Source organism: Nocardia sp. NPDC003345, assembly GCF_053589395.1.
On the sequence record NZ_JBSFRU010000396.1, the window covers coordinates 1 to 5324 of the forward strand.

At 68.6% G+C, this 5324-nt stretch carries 5 protein-coding genes; 2 read left to right on the top strand and 3 right to left on the bottom strand.

Annotated features, from left to right (window positions below; all coding sequences use genetic code 11):
• The 3 genes from ACWDU1_RS29030 to ACWDU1_RS29040 all read right to left on the bottom strand — a co-directional run.
• On the bottom strand, window positions 1–1534 hold a 1534-nt coding region (locus tag ACWDU1_RS29030; RefSeq protein WP_450003325.1), incomplete at its 3' end, for a phosphoribosyltransferase domain-containing protein.
• Window positions 1531–2742 (bottom strand): HpcH/HpaI aldolase/citrate lyase family protein, encoded by a 1212-nt coding sequence (locus tag ACWDU1_RS29035; RefSeq protein WP_450003327.1) that lies wholly within the window; start codon window positions 2740–2742, stop codon window positions 1531–1533. The genes ACWDU1_RS29030 and ACWDU1_RS29035, both read right to left, overlap by 4 nt.
• A 12-nt stretch (window positions 2743–2754) precedes the next feature.
• Complete coding sequence (locus ACWDU1_RS29040) at window positions 2755–3969, bottom strand: hypothetical protein (protein WP_450003329.1); 1215 nt, start codon at window positions 3967–3969, stop codon at window positions 2755–2757.
• A gap of 186 nt (window positions 3970–4155) precedes the next feature.
• Between ACWDU1_RS29040 and ACWDU1_RS29045 the strand changes: the two genes are divergently transcribed.
• Both ACWDU1_RS29045 and ACWDU1_RS29050 read left to right on the top strand, forming a co-directional pair.
• Window positions 4156–4731 carry a TerD family protein gene (locus ACWDU1_RS29045; protein ID WP_450003332.1) on the top strand — a complete coding sequence of 192 codons (576 nt, stop codon included), beginning with the start codon at window positions 4156–4158 and terminating at the stop codon, window positions 4729–4731.
• Between the two features lie 205 nt (window positions 4732–4936).
• Window positions 4937–5324: DUF475 domain-containing protein (locus tag ACWDU1_RS29050; RefSeq protein ID WP_450003333.1), on the top strand; the 388-nt coding region annotated here is incomplete at its 3' end.

Sequence of the window (5324 nt, forward strand, 5' to 3'; positions counted from 1 at the left end):
GCTGATATTCGATGGGCAGCGATTCGGCGTAGTGCGCGACCCCCGCCTGGATCCGCTGTTCCCGTTCGGCGATATCGGCTTCGAGATTCGCGCCGGACAGGTCCTTCAGCAGCCACGCCACGTCCTCGCGGGCGTAGGAACCGAATTCGGGACCGTATAGCGGTTCGGGCTTGCTGTTGCCGTTCCGTGCCGCGGCCAGCGCCCGTGGGTCGGCGCCCGGGAGCACCGCCACCAGGACGTCCGAACCCGCCGTGGTCAGCACGTCCAGCAGCCCGCCCGGCGCGCCCAGTTCCGCGGAGTCACCCGGTTCGTCCACCACGAATACGAGTACCGGGTCGGCCGCCGCGTCGCCGCCCGGCCCGGGCCCGGCGGCACCGGGCGCGTCGTACTGCCGCGGCCACCGGGCGTTGTAGAGATAACGCGGCTGGTCCTGGCCCGCCTCGGGGGCCCGGAATCGGAATCCCCTGCGCAGTGGATAGCCCGGTTCGTCGAGCACATACGCCGGAGACCGGGTGGTGGTCTGATACCGCACCGGCAACCCGGCCTCGGCCAGCCCGACCGCCAGCCGCAGCGGCAGATACATCAACTCCTCGTGCCCGAGCACGATCACCGGACGACCGGCGTACTCGGTGGCCAGCTGGTCGCGCAACAGCTTCCCGGCCGCCGTGGCGGCCTGCTCGAACGCCGCGATATCGGTGCGGAGAAATCCGTGCCGGCCACCGTCGGGAACCTCGCGCGGCCACGGCAGCTCCAGTCGCGTCACTGTGCCACGCGCTCGCCCGACCGGGTTGAGCTCGCATTCGGGCAGCGCCGCGACGGTCGCGGCCAGGCCCTCCGGCAGCACCGTACTGCCGGCCGCCAGGCACACCGTGTCGATCCGCGCACCGAGTCCGGCGGCCACGGCGGCGAAGCGGTCGCGGTCGGCGTCGGTGCGCATATCGACCAGCGTGGCCAGCACATAGTGGGTGCGGGGAGCGAATTCGTGCAGCGCGGTGATCGCGTCCAGCGCGGTATTGCCCGTGGAGATCTCGTCGTCCACCAGCACCAGGGGGAGCCCGGGGGTGAACACCCCGGGCGGAACCGGCTGCAGCAGATGGGAGGTGGCATGCGAATGCCCCTCCTCGAAACCGGTCAGTGTGTCCGCGCCGTCCACCACACGACGCGTGGAATGCAGATAACAGGCCGCCTCGATCCGCGCGGCCACACAATGTCCCAGGCCGGTGGCGGTTTCGGCGAATCCGAGCACGACCGCGTCCCGCTCCCCGAGCACCGCGCGGACCAGATCACCCAGGCGGTTGCCCGAATCACGGACCACCAGCGGATCGGTCGGCAGATGTTTGCCCAGCACCGTGGACACCAGCAGATGCGCCCGCCGCGGATTCTTACGCAGTCCGGGCAGCAGGAGTTCGGCGATATCCAGGCGGTCCGGCAGCGAATCGGAGGTCCGGCCGTGGCGGTACGCGTGCCCGTGCCGCAGCTCGATACCGAGTGCGCCGGTGGCCCGGCCGGTCTCGTCGACGGGTAGCGCACTCATCCCGTCACCAGCGCCGATAGCAGATCCACGAAGGACACCCCTTTCTTCGCCACCCCGAAGACCCGGGCCCGGGCCAGGGTGTGGCGGGCCCAGCTGCGATGCGGCCGCATCTCGTTCATCTTGTTCCGGTAGCCGGAGGCGGCCACGCCGCCGACCTCGACCTGCAGGATGTCGAGAGCGTCGCAATACTCCTCGTGCGTCACGACCGACAGGGCGTGCACCGCCGCCACATGCGACGGATGGATCACGGTCTTGCCCTGGATCCCGTTGGCCCGGTCCAGCGTGATCTCGCGCAGCAGGCCGTCGAGATCCCGGCTCACCAGATAGCTGCGGAACGGCACCGCGTCGGATTCCTCGAACGGCGCGGTGCGCAGCAGCGGGCGGAACAGGCGCTCGTGGTCGGCGAAGTACTCCCACACCGGCCCGGTGATCACGAACCCGGTGCCGTCGGTACGGCCCAGGTAGTTGACGATATCGGCGATCACATCGGCCACGACCCGCACGTCGTAGATGGTCAGATCGCGATCCCGGCGGATACCGAAGGTCGCGCACATATCGGTGGCACCCACCCGGACCGCCAGGATCCGTTCCCGGTGCTCGGCCAGCAGCGTCGCGATCTGGGTCAATTCGGTATCGCGGGTCTGCCGGTGCACCAGCGCCGCCGACTCCAGCACCGGCATCCCGTAGAGCGGGCGGTCGGTGCGCGCGGCGGCCGCGGCCAGCGCGGAAAGGTATTTGGGCGCCGAAGAGCTGTCGAATTTCGGAAACACGAACCCGGTGAGCACGTCGGCTCCCGCACCCAGCCGGTCGAGCAATTCGGGCACGGTATCGGCATCGCGGACCCGGACGAACAGCAGCGGGCTCGGGTCCCGGCGGGCCGCCAGTTCGTCCAGCGTGCGCACGGTCTGCTGTTTGGCCATCGCGACCTCGTGGTCGGCGACGGCGTCCTCGAGATCGATGACCATCGAGCACACCCCACGATCGGCGCGGCGCACGATGGTCGCCGTCAGATCGGTTCTGGTGGCCGGCACGTAGAGAGTGGCGCCCAGCGCGACGGCCAGCGTGTCACGGTCGGTGTGCTCGTCGAAGGGCTCCGGCTGCCGGTGGAACAGCGCTCTGGCATCCGGACCCTGCAACTGCCGGAAATGCCGGCGCGGTATCGCCTTGTGCAGGGAGATCTCCTGCCGGACGGCCATGCCTGCTGTCATCGAGCCCCCGTCTCATCCTCGTCGTTGTCCCGGTGGTTGTTTCCGCATTCGCTCCACCACACCGGCAATGAATTCGGTGATGGTGTCCAGCTCGTTTACATACGCCCAATAATCGGGGTGGCGCCCGGTGAGGGATCCGGCGACCCTGTCGAGGCGCTCGACCTGAGCGTCCAGTACCGAGCCCCATTCGGAGACCTGTCCCCGCGAGACGGCGAGCATCTGCGCGTCCCGGAGACGGAATCGTACGGCCTCGGCTCGTTCGCGCGGATTGTCGCGGACCGCTCGCAACTCGGACAGCCGTTTGGTGACGGCGTCGACGAGTCGCTCGGCGTCGGCGAGATGGCCGCGCGCAGTCGTGGTCAGGTCAAGGGCCGGCTCCGGGTTGTGCTCGGCCGCGGCGGCCTTCGCCCCCGCGAGGGCGGCGTCCGCGGCGGCGATATGACGCTCACTGGTGCGCTCATTGTCGGCCAGATCCGCCGAACTCGCAGCGTTGAACTCCCGTAACAGGGCCGAATGCGCGGGCCCGATCCCCTCGGCGCGGGTGCGCACCGCGGCGATCCGGGTGCTGACCGAGGATATCGCGTTACGCGCGGCTCCTTCGCGAGATGGGGCCTGGGCCAACGCATCCGACAGCAGCGCGGATGCCGCCTCGAGCTGGTGCGCCGCCGTCCGGACCCGCCCCCGTTCGGCCGCGGGCACCGCCTCCAGTGTGACGAGCGCCTCATCCACAGCAGTCGCGGCCGACCGCACCGACGGGTATCCCGCGTACCCCGAGCCGGCCGCGAGGCCGCGCACCCGCGCGGCCTCCGCGGTGATCCGCGCCACGAGTTCGGGCACCGCCCGCCGCAGGCCCGTCGCCTCCTCGAGCTGCTCCCTGGCCCCGTGATAGAACCGGTCCACCTCACGGGCGGCCGCCCCGAGTTGCCGGACCACCGCGTCCGCTCGCTGCTCCCGGCCCGGCGCGCGGGTCCCCGCCTGCTCGTCCCGGTCCATATCCGCGGTGAGCGTGAGGTAGGCCTCGCCCGCGGCATAGCAGGTGTCGCGAACGGGCGCCCACCGCCGGCCCAGGTCCCGCTCCGGGAAGATCTCCTCGGATGCCACCGCCGCCGTATCGGCGGCCGATTGCCGCCGATCCATATCCAGGAACGCCGCGGTCAGCGCCGACCGCGCCTGCTCGAACCACGGATCTTCGCCCGACCGGAACCATCCACGCCTGCGGCCTGCCACAGACCCGATGGTATGAGATCACCCGGCGGGTGTGCCGATCGCGGCGGTGAACCCCCATCGCGCACGCGAACATAGAGGTTGACCGACTTTCTGCGCAACTTCACCGAAAACCACTACTGTCGTATTTCGTACCCGGCGATTTCGGACATGCTGGGAATCGCAGACAACTACGAAAGGGAATCCCGCATGGGTGTCAGTCTGTCCAAGGGCGGCAACGTCTCGCTGAGCAAAGCGGCTCCGGGGCTCACCGCGGTCGCCGTCGGTCTCGGCTGGGATGTGCGTACCACCACCGGCACCGACTTCGACCTGGACGCCAGCGCGATCGCCACCGGAGCCGATAAGAAGGTCGTCTCCGACAAGCACTTCGTGTTCTTCAACAACCTGAAGTCCCCCGAGGGCTCCATCGAGCACATCGGCGACAACACCACCGGTGAGGGCGAGGGCGACGACGAGGTCATCAACGTCGACCTGGCCAACACCCCGGCGAACATCGAGAGCATCTTCTTCCCGGTGTCGATCTACGAGGCCGAGAGCCGTTCGCAGTCGTTCGGCCAGGTGCGCAACGCCTACATCCGCGTGGTGAACCAGGCCAACAACGAGGAACTGGCCCGCTACGACCTGTCCGAGGACGCCTCCACCGAAACCGCCATGGTGTTCGGTGAGCTGTACCGCAACGGCGCCGAGTGGAAGTTCCGCGCGATCGGTCAGGGCTACGCCTCCGGTCTGGCCGGTATCGCCCGTGACTACGGAGTCAACGTCTGACGATCCGCACCTCCGGGTAGCGTGAGGGGGTCCGGTATCGGGCCCCCTCATTTCACGACTCCCCAGCGGGCGCGAGGGGACAAATTGGACAAATAGGCGGTAGACGGCAACGCTGGTGACCGGTCGCCGACACCGCCGACCAGGTTTCTCGTTCAGGGCCGGGATTCCGACCGCAGTCCGGCCACCGCACACGAAAGGTCCCAGGGTGGTCCTGCGAATATTCGGTTTATCTCTGGTCGTCACAGTGCTGTCGCTGGTGGTGGCCTTCCTCTACGGTGGTCCGACAGCTCTGGCGCTGTGCATCATCCTCGGCATCCTCGAGGTCTCGCTGTCGTTCGACAACGCTGTCATCAACGCCACCATCTTGGAGAAGATGAGTGAGTTCTGGCAGAAGATCTTCCTCACCATCGGCATCCTGATCGCCGTGTTCGGCATGCGGCTGGTGTTCCCGCTGGCCATCGTGTGGATCACCGCCGGACTGAACCCGGTGGAGGCATTCGACCTGGCGCTCAACCCGCCCGCCAACGATGCCGCGACCTTCCCCGACGGCAGCCCCAGCTACGAGACGCTGCTCACCGACGCGCATCCGCAGA

Excerpts from the sequence above, each read along its gene's own strand:
- ACWDU1_RS29035 (WP_450003327.1), bottom strand. The coding sequence starts at position 2,742 with ATGACAGCAGGCATGGCCGTCCGGCAGGAGATCTCCCTGCACAAGGCG.
- ACWDU1_RS29045 (WP_450003332.1), top strand. The coding sequence starts at position 4,156 with ATGGGTGTCAGTCTGTCCAAGGGCGGCAACGTCTCGCTGAGCAAAGCG.